General features: G+C 65.2%; 21 protein-coding genes. 5 read left to right on the top strand and 16 right to left on the bottom strand.

The window, feature by feature from the left end; all coding sequences use genetic code 11:
• The 12 genes from AB4Z51_RS27360 to AB4Z51_RS27305 all read right to left on the bottom strand — a co-directional run.
• A partial coding sequence (locus AB4Z51_RS27360; protein ID WP_441498362.1) for an oxygenase MpaB family protein occupies positions 1-905 on the bottom strand: 905 nt, incomplete at its 3' end.
• A 77-nt stretch (positions 906-982) separates the two neighbouring features.
• Positions 983-2,125, bottom strand: coding sequence for a patatin-like phospholipase family protein (locus AB4Z51_RS27355; protein WP_441498361.1), 1,143 nt, complete (start codon positions 2,123-2,125; stop codon positions 983-985).
• A 132-nt stretch (positions 2,126-2,257) separates the two neighbouring features.
• Positions 2,258-2,425 carry a cbb3-type cytochrome oxidase assembly protein CcoS gene (gene ccoS / locus AB4Z51_RS27350; protein ID WP_014497059.1) on the bottom strand — a complete coding sequence of 56 codons (168 nt, stop codon included), beginning with the start codon at positions 2,423-2,425 and terminating at the stop codon, positions 2,258-2,260.
• Positions 2,425-4,614 (bottom strand): cation-translocating P-type ATPase, encoded by a 2,190-nt coding sequence (locus AB4Z51_RS27345; protein ID WP_441498360.1) that lies wholly within the window; start codon positions 4,612-4,614, stop codon positions 2,425-2,427. The genes ccoS and AB4Z51_RS27345 overlap by 1 nt, the downstream gene beginning before the upstream one ends.
• An 11-nt stretch (positions 4,615-4,625) precedes the next feature.
• Complete coding sequence (locus AB4Z51_RS27340) at positions 4,626-5,111, bottom strand: FixH family protein (protein WP_085404456.1); 486 nt, start codon at positions 5,109-5,111, stop codon at positions 4,626-4,628.
• Positions 5,112-5,126: 15 nt separating this feature from the next.
• Complete coding sequence (gene ccoG, locus AB4Z51_RS27335) at positions 5,127-6,593, bottom strand: cytochrome c oxidase accessory protein CcoG (RefSeq protein ID WP_085404457.1); 1,467 nt, start codon at positions 6,591-6,593, stop codon at positions 5,127-5,129.
• A gap of 113 nt (positions 6,594-6,706) precedes the next feature.
• On the bottom strand, positions 6,707-7,582 hold the full coding sequence (gene ccoP / locus AB4Z51_RS27330; RefSeq protein WP_085404458.1) for a cytochrome-c oxidase, cbb3-type subunit III: 876 nt from the start codon (positions 7,580-7,582) through the stop codon (positions 6,707-6,709).
• Between the two features lie 6 nt (positions 7,583-7,588).
• Positions 7,589-7,753 (bottom strand): CcoQ/FixQ family Cbb3-type cytochrome c oxidase assembly chaperone, encoded by a 165-nt coding sequence (locus tag AB4Z51_RS27325; RefSeq protein ID WP_014497064.1) that lies wholly within the window; start codon positions 7,751-7,753, stop codon positions 7,589-7,591.
• Positions 7,754-7,766: 13 nt separating this feature from the next.
• Complete coding sequence (gene ccoO / locus AB4Z51_RS27320) at positions 7,767-8,501, bottom strand: cytochrome-c oxidase, cbb3-type subunit II (RefSeq protein ID WP_014497065.1); 735 nt, start codon at positions 8,499-8,501, stop codon at positions 7,767-7,769.
• A 10-nt stretch (positions 8,502-8,511) separates the two neighbouring features.
• Positions 8,512-10,161, bottom strand: coding sequence for a cytochrome-c oxidase, cbb3-type subunit I (gene ccoN, locus AB4Z51_RS27315; protein WP_085404460.1), 1,650 nt, complete (start codon positions 10,159-10,161; stop codon positions 8,512-8,514).
• A 301-nt stretch (positions 10,162-10,462) separates the two neighbouring features.
• Positions 10,463-10,888, bottom strand: a complete 426-nt coding sequence (locus AB4Z51_RS27310; protein WP_085404461.1) for a CBS domain-containing protein — start codon at positions 10,886-10,888, stop codon at positions 10,463-10,465.
• Between the two features lie 39 nt (positions 10,889-10,927).
• Complete coding sequence (locus tag AB4Z51_RS27305) at positions 10,928-11,761, bottom strand: universal stress protein (RefSeq protein WP_085404462.1); 834 nt, start codon at positions 11,759-11,761, stop codon at positions 10,928-10,930.
• A 207-nt stretch (positions 11,762-11,968) separates the two neighbouring features.
• Here AB4Z51_RS27305 and fixL point away from each other — a divergent pair, with 207 nt between their 5' ends.
• From fixL to AB4Z51_RS27285, 4 genes are all read left to right on the top strand, one after another.
• Positions 11,969-13,486, top strand: a complete 1,518-nt coding sequence (fixL, locus tag AB4Z51_RS27300) for a sensor protein FixL (RefSeq protein ID WP_085404554.1) — start codon at positions 11,969-11,971, stop codon at positions 13,484-13,486.
• A gap of 3 nt (positions 13,487-13,489) precedes the next feature.
• Positions 13,490-14,107, top strand: coding sequence for a response regulator FixJ (fixJ, locus tag AB4Z51_RS27295; RefSeq protein WP_028150099.1), 618 nt, complete (start codon positions 13,490-13,492; stop codon positions 14,105-14,107).
• Positions 14,108-14,165: 58 nt separating this feature from the next.
• Positions 14,166-14,588 (top strand): response regulator, encoded by a 423-nt coding sequence (locus AB4Z51_RS27290; protein WP_135215071.1) that lies wholly within the window; start codon positions 14,166-14,168, stop codon positions 14,586-14,588.
• Between the two features lie 103 nt (positions 14,589-14,691).
• Positions 14,692-15,381 carry a helix-turn-helix domain-containing protein gene (locus AB4Z51_RS27285; protein WP_085404555.1) on the top strand — a complete coding sequence of 230 codons (690 nt, stop codon included), beginning with the start codon at positions 14,692-14,694 and terminating at the stop codon, positions 15,379-15,381.
• A 39-nt stretch (positions 15,382-15,420) separates the two neighbouring features.
• Here the strand turns inward: AB4Z51_RS27285 and AB4Z51_RS27280 are convergent, their stop codons facing one another.
• From AB4Z51_RS27280 to AB4Z51_RS27265, 4 genes are read right to left on the bottom strand one after another with little or no spacing between them, the layout of a single operon-like run.
• A complete protein-coding gene (locus AB4Z51_RS27280; protein ID WP_441498359.1) occupies positions 15,421-16,734 on the bottom strand; it encodes an MFS transporter in 1,314 nt (437 codons plus the stop codon).
• 23 nt (positions 16,735-16,757) lie between these two features.
• Entirely contained in the window at positions 16,758-17,291 is a 534-nt protein-coding gene (locus AB4Z51_RS27275) for a PRC-barrel domain-containing protein (RefSeq protein WP_085404465.1), read from the bottom strand.
• A 22-nt stretch (positions 17,292-17,313) separates the two neighbouring features.
• Entirely contained in the window at positions 17,314-19,518 is a 2,205-nt protein-coding gene (locus tag AB4Z51_RS27270) for an amylo-alpha-1,6-glucosidase (protein ID WP_085404466.1), read from the bottom strand.
• A 59-nt stretch (positions 19,519-19,577) separates the two neighbouring features.
• Entirely contained in the window at positions 19,578-21,341 is a 1,764-nt protein-coding gene (locus AB4Z51_RS27265) for an ABC transporter ATP-binding protein (protein ID WP_441498358.1), read from the bottom strand.
• A gap of 272 nt (positions 21,342-21,613) precedes the next feature.
• Between AB4Z51_RS27265 and AB4Z51_RS27260 the strand changes: the two genes are divergently transcribed.
• Entirely contained in the window at positions 21,614-22,684 is a 1,071-nt protein-coding gene (locus tag AB4Z51_RS27260; protein ID WP_085404468.1) for a glycosyltransferase family 4 protein, read from the top strand.
• Positions 22,685-22,823: the final 139 nt, after the last annotated feature.

The raw sequence follows: 22,823 nt of genomic DNA, 5'->3' as shown, positions 1-22,823 counted from the left end.
CGATTGAGACACCGGGTCATCCAGTCGGGCTGCGGCTCGCCCCGCAGCCGCGCCTGCGCTTCCTGGTAGGGACCGACATAGCGCAGCCGGTCTGGCAGTTTGGGATAGACGCGCCTGATCCATCTCAGCGCATTGTCGGCTGCCCGCTTGTCGCGCTCGTCGAATTCAAACCCGAAGCCCGCTCGCAGGCGCTCCGGCAACAAGCTCGCCGTGAGCGCGCGATACCATCGCGGTGGTCGCAACCACGGACGGGCGCCGCCAAGGATCTGCGCGGCGATCTCGCGCGCCGCCGGGCTGACGGTCAGCGTATCCGACTGCGCCATCGCCGCGGTGTAGGCCGCAAAGCCGGACCAGTCCGCGGGCAAATCGTCGGCCGTCAATCCGAACAAGGCGCCGAACATCCGGCTCTCGCTCCAGTAGCGCTCGCGCTCCTCCGCCGAGAGCGGCGGAAGGACCAGGTCATGTGCCATCACCGCGGTCTCGACCAGCGTCGCATGAACCCAGCGCAGCGAYGGAATGTCATTGGCGCAGTAGCGCGAGCCTGCCGCGAACGGACCGACGGCCTCGGGCATCGCGCCGACGATCATGCTGTGGCGCCGATGCAATTGCCGGGACGACAACTGCGCCCGGTCGAGCGAGCCGAACACCATCGCAAAGACAATGTCGAAGGTACGATGGAAGYGACCGATCGGATCGGCAAGGGTCCGCGAATGCTCCGCGATGGCGGCAGCGACCCAGGGATGCGCCAGCTGCAACAACAGCGCACGGCCGGCGCCAAGAAAGATGACGGCCTCCCGGTCGATCTGCCAGGTCACCGTGTCAGGGCCGAACACGCCCGCAACCGGTCCCGCCGCGTCAGCGCGGACCTGATCGAGGGCCAATTCCAGATCGTTCCCGGATACCAACTGCAAGGCCTCTCAAAAGCGGACGACGACCGACAATCCGCAGGGCCTGTGGCAATTCGATGAAAGCGGACGCGGCCCTACTCCGCCGCCATCGGCATCTCGTCCATATGCTCGTGCAGCACCACGCCGGCGAGCGGATCGAATTCGCCGATCCACGGCTTTCGCGCGAGCACTGATTTCGTGTGAACATAGCCAGCATGCCAGCGCCGCGTAATGCCTGACGGACTGAAGTCGATATCCTTGGTATGGGTTTCGCGATCGAGCTGGGGCGCCAGCAGTCGCACCACATGCATGCGGGTCAGACAGCCGTAGCTCACCAACTCCCTCACCGCGGGATCGTTGCGCTCGGTCTCGGGCAACCGCGCGGCAAGCTGGTTGATGACATGGCGCAGGCGATGGGCCTGCTGCTGCCGCACGATCTGGCTCGCGATGCGGCTGGAGTACTGCACGTCCTTGTGGCGGTTCAAGACCTCCGCCATCGTGATCGGCTCGGCGCCGACGGGATTCCATAGATGCACGGAGAAGATCAGCGAATCCCTGCGTGGGTTGTCGTCGAATACGGCCTCCGTCGGCGTGTTCGACAGGATGCCGCCGTCCCAATACAGCTCGCCATCGATCCGCACCGCCGGGAACGCGGGCGGCAGCGCGCCCGAAGCCATGACATGCTTCACCGTCAGCTCGCCGTCGCGGCTGTCGAAATAGCGCATTTCGCTGGTGCCGACATGAGCCGCACCGACCGTCAGTCGCGGCGCGCAGCGATTGGCCAGATCGAAATCGACCAGCTCGCTCAGCGTCTTCTCCAGCGGTGCAGTCGAATAGAAGCCGGCATGATCGGCGCCGAGCGGAAAGGAATCTCCCGCATGCGCCAGCGGGGTGGGCCGGAAGAAGCCGGGAATGCCGTTGGTGACAGTCGACAAATAGGCGAGCTTCTCGCTGAAGTCGGGAAAGGCGCCGCCCAGAGCCCAGACCGGATTCTGCTCCATCCGCTTCCAGAACTCCTTCAGGCGCGCGAGCCTGTTTTCCGGCGCATTACCGGCGATCAGGCTCCCGTTGATGGCGCCGATCGAGGTGCCGATGACCCAGTCCGGCTCGATCCCGGCCTCGTGCAGGGCCTGATAGACGCCCGCCTGATAGGAGCCGAGCGCACCGCCGCCTTGCAGCACCAGCACGACCTGTCCCGGCAGATCGTTAGGCCCGCACACTCCGACATTTTTCTGCATGCTCGTCACGCTCCTGCTCCGGAGAGCCTGCCCCGTCGCTTCTACGCAAAATCTTCCGGCATTGTTACGCCCGGCGACCGCCGGCCGTCCAGCGACCATGTCCGAAAAGGGCAGCGCGGAACCAACGGAGCGTTAACGCTTGACCGGGGCGTCCTGCGGCGGCTCGTCGTCGGCGATAGCCCGCCACGCCGCGCCGTCGAGATCGTCATATTGGCCGCTCCGCAGCGACCAGAGGAAGGCGACGAGACCCGCACCGCCGAGCATCAGCGCCAGCGGCACCAGGATGACCAGGATTTCCATCACACGATCTCCCGCGCAGCTCCGCGCGCGCGCAACGAATTCAGCATCACCAGGATCGAGGATCCGCTCATGGCCGCCGCCGCGATCAGGGGCGTCACCACGCCGCTGATCGCGACCGGAACTGCGAGAACGTTATAGCCGATCGCCAGCCAGAGGTTCTGCCGCATCAGATGCAGCGCCTTGCGCGCGGAGTCGATCGCGGCGACGACAGGCGCCAGCGGCCGGCCGAGGAAGACGAGATCGGCGGTCGCCTGGCTGAGATGCGCGGCCGAGATCGGCGACATCGAGACATGGGCCGCCGCCAGCGACGGCGCGTCGTTCATGCCGTCGCCGACCATCAGCACTTTTGCGCCGCGCCGCTTCAGTTCCTCGATCCGTGCGATCTTGTCGGCCGGCGTGACACCGGCGCGCCATTCGGCGATGCCCAGCGCATGGGCCGCCGCGATCACCGCGGGCTCGCGGTCGCCGGAGAGAATCTCGATGCCGATATTGCGCGCCTTCAGCGCCGCGATCACGGCCTGCGCGTCCGGCCGCAGGCCCTGGCGCACCGAGAGGATGAACTTTTCAGTCCCTTTGCTGAAAGCCACGATAGAGGCCTCGGGATCGAGCGTGGCGCTGCCGACCAGCGCTTCGGCGCCGCAGAATAACGGACGGCCAAGGCGAAGCTCGACACCGTCCACCACAGCGCGCACGCCCTGCCCGGCCTCCTCGACCGCGCCAACGATCGGCGACCTTGCACCGGCGGCCTGCGCGACGGCGGCGGCAACGGGATGGTGGCTCGACAGCGCGAGCCGCCCGGCAAGTGCAAAAATGTCGGCGGGAATATCGGCCGCGTTCATCACTTCGAGATCGGGCAGCGTCAGCGTGCCGGTCTTGTCGAAGATGACGTGGTCGGCCTCGGCGAGCCGCTCGATGGCGTCGCCGGAATTGAGCAGCACGCCAGCTTTGAACATCGCGCCCGAGGCCACCGTCTGCACGGTCGGGATCGCGAGCCCGAGCGCGCAGGGACAGGTGATGATCAGCACGGCCACGCCGGTCACGATCGCATCGTGCCAGCCGGCGCCCGCGATGACCCAGCCCAAAATGGTGATCAGCGCGGTCGCATGCACGACTGGCGCGTAGAGCCGCGAGGCGCGATCTGCGAGCCGCATGTAGCGCGAGCGTGCCTGCAGCGCGTTGTCGAGCAGCCGCGTGATCTCGGCGAGCAGCGTCGCCTCCGACGCAGCCGAGACCCGCACCCGCAGCGTGYCGGAGATGTTCATGGAGCCCGCATAGACCGCCGTGCCCTGCTCCGCCGTGACATACAGCGTCTCGCCGGTGATCAGGCTCTGGTCGATCTCGGAACGCCCCTCGATCACGGTGCCGTCGACGGCGCAACGCTCGCCGGGCCGGAGCAGCACGATGTCGCCGGGATGGATCGCCGCGACCGGCACCTGCGAAATCTCGTCGGGCCCGACGAACTTGGCCGCGGTCTCCGCCTTCAGCGCGGCGAGATTGCCGGCGACCGCGCGGGTCCGCCGCCGCATGTTCTGGTCGAGGACGCGGCCGACCAAAAGAAACGTGAGCAGCATGATCGCCGCGTCGAAATAGGCGTGCTCGGCGTGATGGATGGTCTCGACCACGGACATGCCGAGCGCAAGGCACACCCCGATCGAGATCGGCACGTCCATGTTGGTGGTCTTGGCCGACAGCGCGCGCCAGGCCGAGCGGAAGAACGGCTGGCCGGCATAGGCTGCCGCCGGCAGCGCGATCAGCGCCGACAGCCAGTGGAAGAAATCGCGCTGCTCCGGCAGCATGTCGGAGACGTTGCCGGACCAGACCGGGATCGACAGCATCATCACGTTCATGGTGGCGAACGCGGCGACGCCGAGGCAGCGCAGCAGGAAGCGGGATTCCGCCACTTCCGTCGCTTCCGCGCTCTCGGTCTCGTAAGGATAGGCCTTGTAGCCGAGCTCTTCCAGCCGATCGATGAAGCGGGCCGGGTCGAGCGTGCCCTGCTTCCATTCCAGCGCGACGCGGCGGTCGGTGAGGTTCACGCGCGCCAGCGTGACGTCGGGGATGGCCGACAGTCCGCGCTCGATCTTGGCCATGCAGCCAGCGCAGTGAACGCCCTCGACCGCGAGATCGATGTGCTTGATACCCTCGCCCGCGGCCCGGACGTAATGCGAAAAATCCCGCGTGACCTGCATGACGAATTCCCTCAGTTCAGGATCACGCGGTTGCGCGACATGAACACGCGTGTTCCCCGCGCCGCGCCTTCGATCACGAGATCCCACTGGCCCGGCGCAACCGACGCGGCATTGCCGCGATAGATGCCGATGCCGGCTTCCGACAGCTCGACTGCGAGATCGGCGCGCTTGTCGGTCGGCCGCTCCAGGCGTCCGCCGAATTTCAACCCGCTCATCGGCTGGCCGCTCGCATCGCGCGCCTCGACCTGAAGCGAGGCAGCGCCATCGGCGCGGCGCTCGATATGGGCGTTGACCTTCCAGTTGCGCGCGGCCTGGTCCTGTGCTGCCGAGATCTCGCGGTCATAGGTGAGGCCCGCGGCATAGGGGCTGTCGACGTCGGTGCCGGGCAGCGTCGCGATCGCGAGCTTCATCATGGTCACGTTCACGCCGATCACGAGCCCGAAGAAGGCGACCAGCATCAGGAACACTTTTGTTCCGGTCAGCGGCTTGGTGGCCATGGCAGTCTCCTGATCCTAGGGCGAGACGAAGTTGTCGGTGGCGGTGGCGACCTCACCGAGCCCGATGTCGGTGACGTGGAAGCGAACGGGAACCGACTTTTCCGGATTGCTCTCCGCCGGCGCAGTGACCAGCAGGCGCAGCTCGCTGGTGGAGTCGCGCGGGATCACGATCATCGGCCTATCCGGCGTCACGGAATCAATGCCGACGACGTGCGTGGTCAGGTTGGCCGGACCGTTCGCGTCGATCGCGATGACGCGGTCATAGCCGCTCTTGTTCAAGAGCCGCACCGTATAGGCATTGCGGATCGAGCCATCGCTGAGCCTGACCGCGACCGGGTTGCGGTCGTGCAGCACGTTGACGTCGAGCAGGCTGCGGGTCGCGAGCGTGTAGATCATGATGCCGCCAACCGCCGCGATGATCGCGCTGTAGGCGACGGTGCGGGCCCGGACGATGCGGTAGAGCGGCGCCTTGCCTTCCTGGCGGCGCTGGATGTTGATGTCGTTGTCGTAGCCGATCAGCCGCTTCGGCCGGCCGATCTTGGTCATCACGTTGTCGCAGGCGTCGATGCAGAGCCCGCACTGGATGCATTCGAGCTGCGGCCCGTTGCGGATGTCGATGCCGGTCGGGCAGACCGCGACGCATTGATAGCAGTCGACGCAGTCGCCGACGTGTTCGCCGAGCGCGCGCAGCTCGATCGCCTTCTTCACCGAAGTGCGCTTCTCGCCGCGGTCGTAGCGATAGGTGACGTTGAGCGCCCATTCGTCGGTGAGCGCGGCCTGGATGCGCGGCCACGGGCACATATAGGTGCAGACCTGCTCGCGCATGAAGCCGGCCAGGACGTAGGTCGTCGCGGTCAGGATGCCGATCCAGATATAGGCGATCATCGGCGCCTGGAACGTGACGAGCTCCTTCACCAGCGTCGGCGCGTCGTTGAAATAGAGCACCCAGGCGCCGCCGGTCCACCAGGCGATCAGGAGCCAGATCGAATGCTTGAGCACGATCTCGGAGATGCGCTCCAGCTTCATCGGATCGGACGACTTGTCCTTCTTCATCCGCTCGCGCCGGTCGCCCTCGACCAGCCGCTCGACCGCGTAGAACAGATCGGTCCACACCGTCTGCGGACAGAGATAGCCGCACCAGATGCGGCCACCGACCGAGTTCATCAGGAACAGCGCCACCGCGGCGACGATCAGCAGGCCGGTGAAGTAGTAGATCTCCTGCGGCCACAGCTCGATGAAGAAGAAGTAGAAGCGGCTGTTGGGAAGATCGATCAGCACCGCCTGGCTGGGAGCACCGATGCCGCGATTCCAGCGCACGAACGGGAGGAAGTAGTAGACGCCGAGGCAGAACGCCATCAGGCCCCATTTGATCCGGCGGAACGTACCGGAGACGCTCTGGGGATACACCTTCTTCTGGGCTACGTAGAGCGGCCCGTTGTCATCGTTCGATGTGAGGTCGTTCGGGTTCACGGTCTTGTTCATCGCCAAGAAGCTTCTCGAAAAGGTGCGATTAAACCTAGACCCGACGCGAGCGCGTCAGTTGATCCAGCTCAAGCGGGGGCACTTTATGTTCGCCCCCGCATGTCGCGAGCAGGCTATTTTCCACCGCCCAGCGAGTGGACGTAGACCGCCATCGCCTTGATGGTGGCGGGATCGAGCCGCCCTTCCCAGGCCGGCATCACACCGGCGCGGCCCAGGCTGATGGTCTCGACCAGGCTCGCTTCGTCCGAGCCGTAGAGCCAGATCTTGTCGGTCAGGTTCGGGGCGCCCATCTCCGGGTTGCCCTTGCCGCCGTCACCGTGGCAGGCGACGCAATTCTCCGCAAAGATCTTCTCGCCCTTGGCAGCATCAAAGCCCTTGCGGGTCGAGAGGCCCGACAGCGACCGCACGTAATTGGCGACCGTGACGATCTCGTCGCCCTTCAGCACGCCGTCCTTGCCGAAGGCGAGCATCTGGCCCTCATGCGCCTTGGCATGGCCGGAACGCGCGCCGAACTGGATGGTCTGCATGATCTGGTCGAGCGTGCCGCCCCACAGCCAGTCGTCGTCGTTGAGATTCGGAAAGCCCTTTGCGCCGGCGCCGCCGGAGCCGTGGCATGGCGCGCAATTGTCGCCGAACACGGTCTTGCCCTTGGCCCGCGCAAGCGCCAGCAAGGCCGGGTCCTTCTCGATGTCGGCGAGCGAAGCGGCGCCCAGCGCCGCCATCTTGTCACCCCGGACCTTCTCGAGGTTGGCGAGCTCGACCGCGACGTCGGCACGCGAGGAATAGCCGAACAGGCCCGTGGTATTGCTGGAGATCAGCGGCCAGGCCGGATAGACGATCCAGTAGCCGATCGCCCAGACGATGGTGAGGTAGAATGAGATCACCCACCAGCGCGGCAGCGGCGTGTTGAGCTCCTTGATGCCGTCCCACTCATGTCCGGTCGTGGACTTGCCGGTGACGGAATCGATGTCGCTATGATGGTCGGTCATGATCTCTTACTCCTCCCGCAACGGCAGGCGCGCCGCTTCGTCGAAAGCGGCCTTGTTGCGGGGCCATAATGCGTAGGCGATGATCGCGAGAAAGATCGCGACGAACACCGGCGTCCAGATCGTGGTCACCAGACCAGACGCGAGATTGTCGAGTGTCAGGATGGCTTTCATCGGTGATGCCTTCTCAGCGAAGATTGGCTTTCTCGTTGTAGAGCTTGAAGTCGACCAGCGTGCCGAGCATCTGCAGGTACGCGATCAGCGCGTCCATCTCGGTCGGCGTGCCGGCCTTGCCGTCGAAATTGCGCACGACGGCCTTGGCGTAGCGCTTGCCGAAGGCGTCGGAGCCGGCATTGTCGGGATCGGCCTGGGCCTTCAGATCGGCGCCTGCGTTCGCGATCTGGTCGTCGGTGTAGGGCGTGCCGATGGCCTTGAGCGTCTTCATGTGGTCGGCGATCGTATCGGGATCGACCTCGGTCTGGCTCAGGAACGGATAGCCCGGCATCACCGACTGCGGCACGATCGCGCGCGGGTTGGTCAGATGGGTGACGTGCCAGTCGTCGGAATATTTGGCGCCGACGCGGGCGAGGTCCGGACCGGTACGCTTCGAGCCCCACTGGAACGGGTGGTCGTACATGCTCTCGGCGGCGAGCGAGAAGTGGCCGTAGCGCTCGACCTCGTCGCGCAGCGGGCGGATCATCTGCGAATGGCAGAGATAGCAGCCTTCGCGGACATAGACGTTGCGGCCCGCAAGCTCCAGCGGCGTGTAGGGCCTGACGCCGTCGACCGCCTCGATCGTGCTCTTGAGGTAGAACAGCGGAGTGATCTCGACGAGACCGCCGATCGCGATCACCAGCAAGATGCCGACGATCAGGACGATCGAGTTCTTTTCGAAGATTTGATGGCGTGTCCAGAACGACATGGAAGGCTCCTCATTCCGCCGGCTGAAGCGCGACGGGCATCTGGACTTCCACTTCGCCGACGCGAACGGTCATCCAGAGATTGTAGGCCATGATCAGCGCCCCGATCAGGAACAGGCCGCCGCCGGCGGCGCGGATGATGTAGAAGGGATGCATCGCCTCGACGCTCTCGATGAAGGAATATTCGAGGAAGCCGAGCGAGGTGTAGGCGCGCCACATCAGGCCCTGCAGGATGCCGGACACCCACATCGCCGAGATGTAGAGGACGATGCCGAGGGTGGCGATCCAGAAGTGCCAGTTGACGAGCTTCAGACTGTAGAGGCCCTTGCGATTCCACACCCACGGCACCAGGCAGTACAGCGCACCGAACGAGACGAAGCCGACCCAGCCGAGCGCGCCGGAATGCACGTGGCCGATGGTCCAGTCGGTGTAGTGGCTGAGCGAGTTGACCACCTTGATCGACATCATCGGGCCTTCGAAGGTCGACATGCCGTAGAAGGCGACGGAGACGACGAGCATGCGCAGCACGGGATCGGTGCGCAGCTTGTCCCAGGCGCCCGACAGCGTCATCAGGCCGTTGATCATGCCGCCCCAGGAGGGCATCCACAGCATGATCGAGAAGGTCATGCCGAGCGTCTGCGTCCAGTCAGGCAGCGCCGTGTAGTGCAAATGGTGCGGGCCGGCCCAGATGTAGAGGAAGATCAGCGCCCAGAAGTGGATGATCGACAGCCGGTAGGAATAGATCGGCCGCTCCGCGCGCTTCGGGATGAAGTAGTACATGATGGCGAGGAAGCCGGCGGTCAGGAAGAAGCCGACTGCGTTGTGGCCGTACCACCACTGGAACATGGCGTCCTGGATGCCGCCCCAGGCGACATAGGATTTCGAGCCGAACACCGAGACGGGGAGCGCGGGATTGTTGCCGAGATGCAGGACCGCGATCGTCACGATGAAGGCGAGATAGAACCAGTTCGCGACGAAGATGTGCGGCTCCTTGCGCTTGATGATCGTGGCAAGGAAGACCAGCAGATAGGCGACCCAGACGATGGTGAGCCAGAGGTCGGCATACCATTCCGGCTCGGCATATTCCTTCGACTGGGTGACACCGAGCAGATAACCGGTGCCGGCGATCAGGATGAAGAAATTGTAGCCGATCACGACGAACCATGGCGCGAGGTCGCCCGCAAGGCGCACCCGGCAGGACTTCTGCACGACATAGAGCGACGTGCCGATCAGCACGTTGCCGCCGAAGGCGAAGATCACCGCGGAGGTGTGCAGCGGACGAAGCCGGCCGAAGCTGGTCCAGGGCAGATCGAAGTTCAGTGCGGGCCACGCCAGCTGCGAGGCGATGATGAGGCCGACGAGGAAGCCGGCAATGCCCCAGAACATCGCCATGACGGCGGTGAACTTGATCGGACCCATATTGTAGTTGGGGCGGCCGTTGATCTCCGTCGGCGGCAGCGCCGCCGGACGATCGAAGTAGCGGTTGATGATGCCAAAGACCACAGCCAAGCTCGCCGCTGCGCTGAGCGCGGCATGGAAGGCAAAGGCCGAATCGAGCGCCTTGGCTGAGGCGATCACGCAAAGGAAGGCGGTGACTGCGAACACGATAGCCAGGCCGCTTTCACCGATGGTCATGGATTTGGAGATGGAGGGCTGGCTCATGCGGATTCTCTCTGAAAGAACACGCCGCCAGAAACCACATTCGACCTCGCGGCGAATTGATTGAAATCAAGACAGGTGGATTTCTATTCGGGTGAGTGACGCGGCGCCCGTCAGTTGAAGTGCCCTCTCCCCTTGTGGGAGAGGGCAGCGAGGACGGTGCCGCGCACTCACTTGGGTGAGGGGTTGGCTCCGCACGGAGAGTCTTTCGGTGGAGAGAACCCCTCATCCGGCGCTTCGCGCCACCTTCTCCCACATCCGCCTTCGCCAAGGCTTCGGCGGACATGAGGGGAGAAGGAAGAAGTCACTCCTGCGCCGTCGCCTTGAGCGCCTTGATGACGTCCTCGCGGGCGATGATTCCGACCAGCTTCTCGGCGCCGTCGAGCACGATGATGCTCCTGATGCGGTGCTCGACCATGATCTGGAGCACGCGCGTCAGCCGCGTGTCGGGGCTGACATAGATGAACTCGGGCGTCATGACGTCGCCGATCCTGCGGCTCATCAGGTCGCGATAGTGCGGCAGCATCTGGCTCGGCGAGAACGCGAAACACTTCAGGATGTCGAACTTGGTAACGATGCCGACCACCTGCCCGTCGTCCTCGACCGGATAGGAATTGAAATCATCACGCTCGAACATCTCGCTGAGCGCGAGCAGGTCGTGGTCGCGCCGCACCGTCGTGACGTTGCGCGTCATGTAGCTGTCGACGGTCTCTTCAAGAAATTTGTACACGGCGCGTCCTCCTCGATTAGCTTTTGGGCCGGGCGGCCGTCAGTGCGACAGCAGCACGCTGCGGGCGGATTGGGTGACCAGATATTCGGTGACGCCGCCGAGGATCAGCTCGCGAAAGCGCGAATGACCATAAGCGCCCGCCACGATCAGGCCGGCCCCAAGGTCGCCGGCGACCTGCTCCAACTGCGCGGCAGCGGTTGCGTTCCGCACGGCCTCCGAGACGCGTGCGCTCGCGGTAACGCCGTGACGGGCGAGCCAGGCGGCAACGTCGGTGACGCCGGCCATCACCGCCGAACGGTCGTCATCGCGCTCCGGGATTTCGACGATGGTGACGTCCCTCGCCTTGCGCAGCATCGGCAGCGCATCCGCCACCGCGCGCCGCGCCTCCGGCGTGTCCTTCCACGCCACCAGCACGCTGCGCAGGTCGAGCCAGTTGACCTTATCGGGAACGACGAGAAGCGGGCGGCCGGCCTGCATCACCAGGTCCTTGGGGCTCGCGAGCGCGAACGCGTCGGAGAAGGCCGGGCTGTGGCCGCCGCTGACGATGATGTCGGCACATCGTGCCTGCGCCAGCACGAATCGCGCCGGAAAATCCATCGCGCCGCGCCACTCCACGCGGCCGCCGCGCGCCTTGGTGGCGGCGCGGAATTGCGCCTCCAGATCGGCAAGGCGCTTCCTGATCGAGGCTTCCTCCTGATCGATCAGGCTCTGGGCTTCAGCGCCGTCGGTGAAATAGAGCGGCGGCGCGAACTGCCCTGCGGCAACCCCGATAATGGCCGCCTCGAATCGCTCGGCGAGCTCGCCCGCGACCTGAAGGCGCGCCTCGTTGGACTGATCGAGCGCCAGGCTGACCATCACGGTCGCGTAAGTCATTGGGATTCTCCGCACAGCTATGAACTGGCGCGAAATCTAGCCTCGCCGTGACGGGGCAGGATGAGGTAGATCAAATCGCCGGGCGCGACCTTGCGGGAAATCCGCCAATGGAATCAGACATCCGAACTTGCCTCGGGCCGGTCCATGGGCGAAATTGCGGTCATGTTCGCGGCACCACGCCCGCCGCGCGAAGATGGGAGTCATCGATTGTCGCCGACCCGCGTAACGCATCCGCCAGACGACAGTCGCGGCGAGCATTTCCGGGTCCGGATCGAGGGATTCGGCGTCGGCACCTGGGATCTCGACCTCACGACGCGCGAGCTGGAGTGGTCGGAAACCGCGAGGACGCTGCTCGGTATCGAGCGGGGCCAGCCGGCAAGCTACGACCTCTTCCTGTCGCGCCTCGAGCCCGGTGACCGCGCGCGCATCGAGAACGCGATCAAGCAGGTCTCCGAGCATGGCGGCGGTTTCGACGTCTCCTTCAGGATTTCCGCCAATTCCGGCCGCGGCAAATGGATCAGGGCCCGCGCCGGCTTGATCCGAGACGAATCCGGCGTCGCTCGCCATCTCAGCGGCATCTTCCTCGATATCGACGAGGAGAAGCAGGTCGAGGAAGCCCTGCGCACGCGTGAGACCCACCTCCGCTCGATCCTTCACACCATTCCCGACGCCATGATCGTCATCGACGGTCGCGGCATCATGCAACTGTTCAGCACCGCCGCCGAGCGCCTGTTCGGCTGGTCCGAGCAGGAGGCGATCGGCCAGAACGTCAGCATCCTGATGCCGGAGCCCGACCGCACCCGCCACGACAGCTACATCGCGCGCTATCGCAGCACGAACGATCCGCACATCATCGGCATCGGCCGCATCGTGACCGGCAAGCGCCGCGACGGCACGACCTTTCCGATGCACCTGTCGATCGGCGAGATGCAGTCCGGCGGCGAGCCCTATTTCACCGGCTTCGTCCGCGACCTCACCGAGCACCAGCAGACCCAGGCGCGGCTCCAGGAATTGCAGTCCGAGCTCGTCCACGTCTCGCGGCTGACCGCGATGGGCGAGATGGCCTCGGCGCTGGCCCACGAGATCAACCAGCCGCTGGCGGCGATCAGCAATTACATGAAGGGATCGCGGCGGCTGCTGGCCGGCAGCACCGACCCCAACACGCCGAAGATCGAAAGTGCGATGGATCGCGCCGCGGAGCAGGCCTTGCGCGCCGGCCAGATCATCCGCCGCCTGCGCGACTTCGTCTCCCGCGGCGAGTCCGAGAAGCGGGTCGAGAGCCTGTCCAAGCTGATCGAGGAGGCCGGCGCGCTCGGGCTTGCCGGCGCGCGCGAGCAGAACGTGCAGCTCCGCTTCAGCCTCGATCCCGACGCCGATCTCGTGCTCGCCGACCGCGTGCAGATCCAGCAGGTGCTGGTCAATCTGTTCCGCAACGCGCTGGAAGCGATGGCGCAGTCGCCGCAGCGCGAGCTCGTCGTCGCCAACACCCGCGTCGATGACGACATGATCGAGGTCGAAGTGTCCGACACCGGCTCCGGATTTCAGGGCGACGTCATTCCCAACCTGTTCCAGACCTTCTTTACCACCAAGGAAACCGGCATGGGCGTGGGACTGTCCATCAGCCGCTCGATCATCGAGGCTCACGGCGGACGCATGTGGGCCGAGAGCAACCCATCGGGCGGCGCGACATTCCGCTTCACTCTCCCGGCAGCCGATGAGAATTGATCCATGACGACCAAGGGACATGTCTACGTCATCGATGACGACGAGGCGATGCGGGACTCGCTGAACTTCCTGCTGGATTCCTCCGGCTTCGGCGTCACCCTGTTTGACGATGCGCAAGCCTTCCTCGATGTCCTGCCCGGCCTTGCCTTCGGCTGCGTCGTCTCGGACGTGCGCATGCCTGGTATCGACGGGATCGAGCTGTTGAAGCGGATGAAGGCGCAGCAAAGCCCGTTCCCGATCCTGATCATGACCGGCCATGGCGACGTGCCGCTCGCGGTCGAGGCGATGAAGTTGGGGGCGGTCGACTTTCTCGAGAAGCCGTTCGAGGACGACCGCCTCACCACCATGATCGAGACGGCGATCCGCCAGGCCGAGCCGGCRGCGAAGAACGAGGCGATCTCGCAGGACATCGCCGCCCGCGTCGCCTCCCTCAGCCCGCGCGAGCGCCAGGTCATGGAAGGGCTGATCGCGGGCCTCTCCAACAAGCTGATCGCCCGTGAATACGACATCAGCCCCCGCACCATCGAGGTCTACCGGGCCAACGTCATGACCAAGATGCAGGCCAATAGCCTCTCGGAGCTGGTCCGGCTAGCGATGCGCGCCGGGATGTTGAAGGATTGAGGCAAATCGGATTGAGGCAAGTCAAAATCATTCTCCCGGGCCGTGCTAGCCAGATGGGATGATCGAGATCGGCTCGCACCATCAGCGGCTTCCAGTGACGTCATCCGCAAAGCCCACCGTCTACGTGGTCGACGATGATGCCGCCGTGCTGGGATCCCTGCAATTCCTGCTGGAAACCGACGGCTTTGCCGTGCGGACCTTCAGGAATGCCACGGCCCTGCTGAATGCCAGCGGCGCRCCCGGCGCGGACTGTTACGTGATCGACTACAAGATGCCCGACATCAACGGCATCGAGCTGGCCGGCCGGTTGCGCCAGTCCGACGAGGGCACGCCCGTGATCCTGATCACCGGCTATCCCGATGGGAATATCTCGGCCCGGGCGGCAGCCGCAGGCGTCAAGGACGTGATTTTGAAGCCGCTTCTCGACGAAACCCTGGTCAAGTCCATCCGCCACGCCATCCAGGGCGGCCGCGGCAACTGACCTACGGGGTTCTACGTAGGTAACCTCCCTTAAGATATCTCGCGAAATTTTCGAAGCGCCCGAACCCGCGTACCAAAGCGTCATCACAACGGAGATGGCGCAGATGCTGACCGAGACACTCAACACCCAGGCGATCAACACCCAAGTTCGTGCCAAGATTGCCCCTGCCCATCCCGTCTCCGACCAGTTCGGCGCGATCGCCGGCCTCGTCGCCACGGAGTTCTCCTACCGCAAGGACGAGGAGATCTACGGCGAGGACGAGCCGGCCGAATATGTCTACCAGGTCATCACCGGCGCGGTGCGCAGCTACAAGCTGCTCTCCGACGGCCGCCGCCAGATCGGCTCCTTCCATCTTCCCGGTGACGTGTTCGGCCTCGAATCCGGTCCCAGCCACCGCCTCGCCGCTGAAGCCATCATCGACACGACCGTGCGCCTGGTGAAGCGCGCGAGCCTGGAGAAGGCCGCCGGCACCGATGTGCAGGTCGCGCGCAAGCTCTGGGCCATGACCGCCGGCGAACTACGTCACGCCGAGGACCACATGCTGCTGCTCGGACGCAAGACCGCGATGGAGCGCGTTGCAACCTTCCTGCTCGAGATGGACCGCCGCCTTGCGGTAGCCGGCATGATGGCACTGCCGATGTGCCGCCGCGACATCGGCGACTATCTCGGCCTCACGCTGGAGACCGTGTCGCGCGCGCTGTCGCAGCTTCACGCCCAGGGCATTTTGGGATTTTCCGGCGCCCGCCAGATCGTGCTGCGCAACCGCCAGCGCCTGCACAATCTCGACGCCTGATTTCTGTCTTCCCCACCCAATTTGGCCGGCTGAATTCGTTCAGCCGGCCATTCTTTTCGGCGCGATCATGCCGGTGCGCCGGGTTTCCGGCATCACAAAGAGGATCAGCAAAAGCCCGGTCGCGGCGACGCCGGACAGCCCGATGAAGGCGGTGGCATTGCCGAACTTGTCGCTGACATAGCCGCCAAGCGCCGTGCTCAAGGACGCCCCGATGCCGGTCGCCGTCCCGACAATGCCTTGCGCCAGATTGAAATGGCCGCTGCCGAAGGCGACGTCGGYCACGATCAGCGGGATCATCACCGCGAACACCGCCGCCGTGATGCCGTCGAACACCTGCACCGCGACCAGCAGATAGGGATCGCGCACGGTCGCAAACAGAAGGCCCCGGATCGTCAGCGCAGCGAATCCGATCAGCAGCAGCGGGCGCCGGCCCCAGAGCTGGGCCTTGCGCCCGACCGTCGGCGACAGCAGCGCCACAATCGCCTGCGGCACGACGATGCAGAAGGCGACGAGCACGGTTGCCCACTGGCTCGACCGCGCCGTCACCGCGCTCGCCATCAGCGGCATCATCGCGGCGTTCGCCAATTGCAGCAGCAGCACGCTCAGCGCGAAGACGATGAGCGGGCGTTGCCGGATCAGGTGCCAGAGATTGGTGTCGCCTGGAACCGGCGCCTCGCGCGGCATCTCGCCGTGACAGCGCGCGATGTCGACTTCCTCCTCGCGGATGCGCGACAGCGCGATCAGGGTCGGAATCGCGAGCAGGAAGGTGACGAGGAACACCGAGCGGCTCGACAGGAGATAGCCGGCCGTGCCCATCACGGCGGCGGCGACGCCGTTGCCGAGGGACGCAAAGCGCGCATTGCGGCCGAGCCGTTCGCCGATCGCAAGCGGACCGACCAGGCCGAGGCTGATCGCCGCGATCGCCGGCCCCAGCACGCAGCTCGCCGCCGCATGCAGCGTGGCCGCAGCAACCACCACGGGGAAGATCGGCATCGCCGCATAGGCGAGCGCGCAGAAGCCGATGGTCGCTATCGCAAGCGCTGCGACCAGCCGCTCGGACTTCGCGGCATCGATGATCGCGCCACCGGGCATCTGTCCGATCAGCGCGACGATGCCACCGATCGACAGCACGAGGCCGATCTCGACCTGAGTCCATTTCTGCGTCGTGAGGTAGACCGCGATGAAGGGACCGAACCCGGTCTGAACGTCGGCGAGGAAGAAGATGAACCAGTCGAGGCCGCGCAGGCTCTGGCGCGACGGCGCCGGAAGGCCCGCAGGCGGCGGCGCGGCAACCTTGTACCGTTCAACGCGGCTATCGCGATCTGCGTGGTTCCGCTTCCTCGACAACAGCACCGGCGGCCATCCCTCCCCGCGCCTCACTGAATCGCTTGCAGCGGCTGCAGGCTGCCGGACGCGCCGAGCACCACCATCGGCGTGTCTTCCTTGTATTCCGGCGCGGCTGCGACCTGCGCCTTGGTCAATTCCAGCGTGATGCTGTCCTTCTTGTTGGCAATCTTGCCGAACCGCATCGCGTTCCAGTCCACCACGATCTTGCGGCTGCCGACGCCGAGGAAACCGCCGAAATCAATCACGGCGGCGCGCACACGGCCGGCGCGGTCGACGATGATGTCGACAATGCGGCCCATATCCTCGTCGGCGGCGCTGCGCACGTCACGGCCGAGCACGCCATGGGCGTCGCTCGCACCGATGATGGTCACGGACGGCGGCGGAGCGGCGTCCTTCGGCGTGACCGGCACGGTTGAAGCCGGCGGCTGCACCGTGGCCGGCGCGTTCGCTTCGCTGGGGGGCGTCGTTGGGCCCGCGGGCGGCTCCTCCGCGGCACGCGATGCGGCGACCGTCAATCCCGCGACGATCGCCGCGCTCAGAACCAACCATCCGGCGGTACGCATGAACCCTCCTCCCGGCGCGCCGCTAGCGCGCCAGCACGATCGAGACCTGGATCTGGCCGCGCGTGCGCAAGACCTCCAGCGCGACGTCGTCGCCGTGACGGCTGACGCGCAGATCCACGCTGGAACTGCCCAGGCGCAGATCGCGCAGGATCACCTCGTTCAGGAACGCCGGCAGATGCGGATTGCGCAGGCGAATCTCGCCGCGCGCGACGTCGAACTCGATGCCGAGCGCGGCCTCCAGCAGCGTGAATGGCGTCGCGCTGGCCCAGGCCTGCGGCGCGCAGGCGACCGGATAGAGCGTCGGGCCGCGCCGCTTCTCGCGCCGGAAGCCGCAGAACAATTCGGGCAGCCGCCGCAGGTCCATGTAGGTCGCCGCGTCGAACAAACCCTTGAAGAGATGTGCCACCGAATGCTTGAGCCCGTAGCGCGCGAGCCCGAGCGCGATCAGCGCATTGTCGTGCGGCCAGATCGAGCCGTCATGATAGGACATCGGATTGTAGCGCACCTCGCCTTGCGCGACCGTGCGGATGCCCCAGCCCGAGAAGAAGTGCGGCGCCATCAGATCGGCGGCGACGAGACGTGCGCGGTCCTCGCGGATCATGCCGCTGAACAGCACCTGCCCGGCATTGGACGTCCGCACCTTGCAGGGCCGCTTCCTGCCGTCGAGCGCGAGCGCATAGGTACCGAGCTCCTCGCACCAGAATGCCTTCTCGAACCGCTCGGCCAGCGCCTTGGCCTCGGTCTCGAGCTTTCTGGCGAGGTCCGGCTTGCCGAGCCGCAGCGCACAACGTGCGGCGAGCTGCTTGGCAGCAAAGACGTAGCCCTGCACCTCGGCAAGGGCGAGATTGCCTTCCGCAAGCTGGCCATCGGCATGGAAGATCGCGTCATAAGAGTCTTTCCAGCCCTGGTTGGCGAGGCCCTTTTCGGTGGCGCGCTGGTATTCGACGAAGCCGTCCCTGTCGGGGTCGCCCGGGCCGTCGATCCAGGCCAGCCCCGCCTCGATCGCCGGCCACAGCTCGGTCAGGGTCTTTTCGTCGCCGGTGCGCTCGAAATAGCTTCCGGCGAGCAGCACGAACAAGGCGGTCGAATCCACGCTGCCGTAATATTGCGCGAACGGCACCTCGCGGAGCGCAGCCATCTCGCCGCCACGCATCTCGTGCAGGATTTTTCCGGGCGCCGCATCGTTCAGCGGATCGACCGTCTCTGCCTGAAAATGCGCGAGCCGCCGCAGCACGCCCTTCGCGACCCGCGGATCGATCCACAGCATCTGGAGCGCGGTGATCAGGCCGTCGCGGCCGAACGTCGTCGAGTACCAGGGAATGCCGGCATAGGGATAACGCCCCTGCGGCGTCTCCGTCATCAGCATGTTGAGGTCGGCCATGGCCTGGCACAGCACCTGGTTGAAGATGTTGTTCGACGTCTCGATGTTGGCCATGCCCATCGTCGACCGGCGCATCTCGCGGCGATGGGCGAGCAGGCCCCTGAAAAAGCGCGCGGGCTTCTCCGCGATCGGCCGGTTGCAGGACACCGCCACGAACAGGGATTTCGACTGGTGCGGGTCCAGATCGAGCTGCCAGGTCGCGGCATTCACCGACAGCCGCGTCGGACGCGGGTCGAAATGCAGGCCGGTGGTACGCACGGCATCGTCAAGGCCGCGATAGTGGAACAGCACGTCGGTCGGCCCGAGCAACTTGCTGGTGCCGGTCCCGCGGTGCGGGCGCCGCTCGCCGCGCACCTCGAACAGATCGGCAAAATCGCAGTCGAACAGCAGCGTCAGCTCCAGGCTGGCGCGACGGTCGCCATGGTTCTGCACGCCGATGCGCTGATAGGCCGTGCCGCGCCACAGGAAGATCGTGCGCACGATGTGCAGCAGGTCCTTCTGGAGCACGATGCGGCCCTGCCGATAGATATCGGGATTGGTGAGATCGACGGTCAGGGCCGAATTGTCGTCGCGCAGATTCGAGCCGAGCAGCAGCGGCTGGAGGTCGTCCAGCACGAGCTCCAGCCGCGCCAGATAGCGCGTGTCGTGGTTGAACAGGCCGTCCGGCCCGCCCGCGGAGGCGCCGATATCGCCATGGCTGTCCAGCACGATGAAGGTGTCGTCGTGCTTGAGCGACCGACGGGGCCGCGCGGCGGGCCCCGTCATCGGAATGTAGAACGCCTGCTCCGCGACGGCCTCCTCCGTCTGCGCTACCGAGATGATCTGGGTTACGGCTTCGGCTGCCATGAGCTGCTCCCCTGCGGCCTATTTTTCGAACGCGACCAACGCAAACGCAACTGTTGGACTTACGCGGCGAACTTCGCCAGCCGGCTCATCTCCTGCGTCACCAGCTCACGGTAGGGACCGTGGCCCTGCATCAGGCGGTCGGGCGCGCCGTCCTCGATGATCTTGCCATTCTTCAGCACCAGGACGCGATCGAAATTGCGCAGCGTCGCCAGCCGGTGCGCGATCGCGATCACGGTGCGGCCGCGCATCAGGCGCAACAGCGCCTCGCGGATCGCCTCCTCGGATTCGCTGTCGAGCGCGGCGGTGGCCTCATCGAGCAGCAGGATCGGCGCGTCCTTCAGGAAGGCCCGCGCGATCGCGATGCGCTGGCGCTGGCCGCCGGACATTTTCACGCCGCGGTCGCCGACCATGGTGTCGAGGCCCTCCGGCAGGCTATCGATGAAATCGCAGCGCGCCGCGATCGCCGCGCGCAGCACCTCGTCGTCGGTCGCGTTCGGACGGCCGTAGCGGATGTTCTCGCGGATCGAGCGATGGAACAACGATATATCCTGCGGCACGACCGAGATGGCTTCACGCAGGCTTAGCTGGGTCACCTTGGAAATATCCTGGCCGTCGATGGTCACGCTGCCTTCATCGACATCGTAGAACCGCTGCAGCAACGTGAACAGGGTCGATTTCCCTCCGCCCGACTGGCCGACCAGGCCGACGCGCTGGCCGGGCTGAAGCCGCAGGCTGAACCGTTCAAAAATCTTCTCGCCACCGGGATAGCCGAAGGTGACGTTGTTGTATGCGATCGCGGCGCCGCTCTTCATCAGCGGCTCGGCCTCGGGATGATCGCGCAATTCATGCGGCATGAGCAGGGTCGCGATCGCCTCGGTCAGGCGCGCGACGTGCTGGGTGACATCGACCAGCGCCACCGCGAGGTCGCGCGTCGCGTTGAGAATGGAGAGGCCGAGCGTACAGACCAGCACGACATCGCCGGTGGTCGCCTCGCCCTGCTGCCAGAGCGTGATTGCCCAGGCCATCAGCGCCACCGTCAGGACGACCGTTATGCCGGCATGCGTGAGCCGCAGCTTTTCCAGATAACGCAGGCTACGGCCGCGCGCGGTCAGTTCCCGGTTCACCGTCGCGTCGAACCGCTCGTGCTCATGGCTGATGCCGCAGAAGGCGCGGACCAGCGGCATGTTGCTGATGACATCGATCATCTCGCCGTCGACGACGGCGGCCTTGTCGGCAAAGTCGTCATGCAGCGGCTTGCCGGCCGCGGCCAGATGGAACATCGCTATCACCATACCGCCCGCGACCACGATCAGGCCGAGTGCCATATAGGGACTGACGGTTCCAATCAGCCCGATGGCCGCAATTGTGGCGATGCACGGCGGCAACACATTCCAGACGAACATGTTCTCGACCGTGAACACCGCGTTTGAGGTCGCGGTGATACGGCTCGTCAGCATGCCCGGCATGCGATCCGAGAAATAGCTCGGCGCGTGTCCGGTCAGATGACGAAATATGTCACGGCGTAAATCACCCGTGACACGAACGAAGGTGAAGCTCGCGGTCCAGCTCGCGATCCGCCACAGGAAATTGTCCGCCGCGATCAGCGACATGAGTAAAATGAATGCCAGCCATACGCTGCCACCGTGCGAAGTTCCAGCGGACAGGCTGTCGACCAGGGATTTGACGCCGTACTGCGTGCCCACGGAACAGRCAACGGCTGCAACGACAGCGGTCAGGATCACGAGATGCGATGCCGGCCGTCGTCGCAGATAGCGCAAGACAAAGGCAAATGGCCTGCGCGCGTAACCAGAAAGATGATCCATGTGACTGCGACCCCGTCGTATTGATTTCGATTTTTCTATTAGCCGATTGAACATCGACCGCTTCGCCTCGGTTCCCGGGCCGGGCCATCACGACATGCGGATGCGGACGATGTGAGAAGAGGAGATGGCAGCATCGCGGCCGACTGAAGTGTGTCGAAGAAGTAACGTTCGTTGAAGGAACTTCGCAATTGCGAGAACGTTCCCTCGTCTGGCATGCCGGTGCCGAGACACGGCGGGGGTTTAACTTCTATGATCACAGAGGAGATGGCGAGATGCGCATCGCGCAGGTAGCTCCGTTGACTGAGGCTGTTCCACCCAAGCTGTATGGCGGCACCGAGCGGGTGGTGCACTGGTTGACGGAGGAGTTGGTTGCCCTTGGACACGATGTAACCCTGTTCGCCAGCGGCGACTCGCAGACGTCGGCGAAGCTCGACGCACTTTGGCCGCGGGCGCTTCGTCTCGACGGTTCCGTGCGCGATCCCAACGCGCTGCATATGGTGCTCCTGGAGCGCGTGCGGCAGAAATGTGACGACGAGGAGTTCGACTTCCTCCACTTCCATCTCGATTACTATCCGTGGTCCCTGTTCCACCGGCAGCCGACCCCGTTCGTGACCACGCTGCACGGCCGGCTCGACCTGCCGGAGCATCAGCCCGTGTTCAACACCTTCTCGAAAATGCCTGTCATCTCGATCTCGAACGCGCAGCGCAGGCCGGTGCCGCAGGCGAACTGGGTGACGACGATCCACCACGGCCTGCCGGAGAACTTGCTGACGCCGAAGCCGGCGAAGCAGGAATATCTCGCCGTGCTCGGCCGCATCGCGCCCGAGAAGGGCGTCGACCGCGCCATCAAGATCGCGATGCATTGCGGCATCCCGCTGAAGATCGCGGCCAAGGTCGATCGCGCCGACCAGGACTATTACGACGAGCTGATCAAGCCGATGATCCAGAACAATCCGCTGGTCGACTTCATCGGCGAGATCGGTGACCACGAGAAATCCGACTTCCTGAGCGGCGCGCTCGGCCTCCTGCTGCCGATCGACTGGCCGGAGCCGTTTGGCCTCGTGATGATCGAAGCCATGGCCTGCGGCACACCGGTCGTCGCTTTCAACCGCGGCTCGGTGCCCGAGATCATCGATGAGGGCCTCACCGGCTTCGTGGTCGAGGACATCATCAGCGCTGCCGGCGTCGTCAAGCGCCTGCCGCAACTCGATCGCGCGGCCATCCGCAAGCAGTTCGAGAAGCGCTTCACGGCGCGGCGGATGGCGCTGGATTATCTCGCGGCCTATCGCAGCCTGACGGAAGCGCAGGCGCCGCGGATCAAGCTGGTGAGCAGCGCGGAGTAAGGGCCGCTTTCACCTCACGACACACTGTCATGCCCCGGCTTGACCGGGGCATCCAGTACTCCGCGACTTCTCGGCTCAAGCACTGCGGTCTCAGGAATACTGTCATCGCCCGGTCAAGCCGGGCGATGACAGCGAGCGT

Origin of the sequence: Bradyrhizobium sp. 2TAF36 (assembly GCF_052114925.1) — a bacterium.
Taxonomy (GTDB): Bacteria; Pseudomonadota; Alphaproteobacteria; order Rhizobiales; family Xanthobacteraceae; genus Bradyrhizobium; species Bradyrhizobium barranii.
This window is presented reverse-complemented; position numbering and strand designations above follow the sequence as displayed.